The organism is Microtetraspora sp. AC03309, from assembly GCF_020826795.1.
GTDB classification, from domain to species: Bacteria; Actinomycetota; Actinomycetes; order Streptosporangiales; family Streptosporangiaceae; genus Microtetraspora; species Microtetraspora glauca.
Genome location: NZ_JADDIL010000443.1, coordinates 1 through 504 on the forward strand (window position 1 = coordinate 1; position 504 = coordinate 504).

The following is a 504-nucleotide window of genomic DNA, read 5'->3' on the forward strand; positions in this document are numbered from 1 at the left end:
CACGCGCACCAACTATGCAGGTCAGGGGCACTGCAGGTGAAGAACAGGGGTTGACATGGTGACGAAACCGTGCAACCACCCGCCCCGCCGGACACCCGAAACGGGCAGCCCCGCAAAGCCGTTGCGGGGCTGAGACGGCCCTCGCATTCCGTGCGCGGAAGCCACCTACTACTGTGCATAGTCGAAGTACGCCGACCCAGCTCAGGAGGCTTGAGTGAACCGCTTCGCAATGCGTGCCTCGGCCGGTCTGGCCGCATGTGGCCTGACCGCAGCCGTTCTCACCGGGTGCAGCGCCGGTCAGGTCTCCCAGACGGCGACCCAGGAGCCCGCAGTCAACGGCGTCAACGCCCAGGCCGGCGCGATCGCGCTGCGCAATGTGCACCTGCGGGCGCCGCAGCAGAAGGACTATGTCGAGCCCGGTTCCGAGGCCGAACTTCTGTTCGTCGCGGCCAACGGATCTGCCGAGAAGGCCAACAAGCTCATCTCGATCAAGTCCCCGGTCGG

The 504-nt window shown here is 66.3% G+C and carries 1 pseudogene; it reads left to right on the forward strand.

Annotation, left to right across the window (positions count from 1 at the left end):
- Window positions 1–214: 214 nt before the first annotated feature.
- Window positions 215–504 (forward strand): annotated as a pseudogene (locus IMZ11_RS43765) (hypothetical protein); the annotation flags it as partial.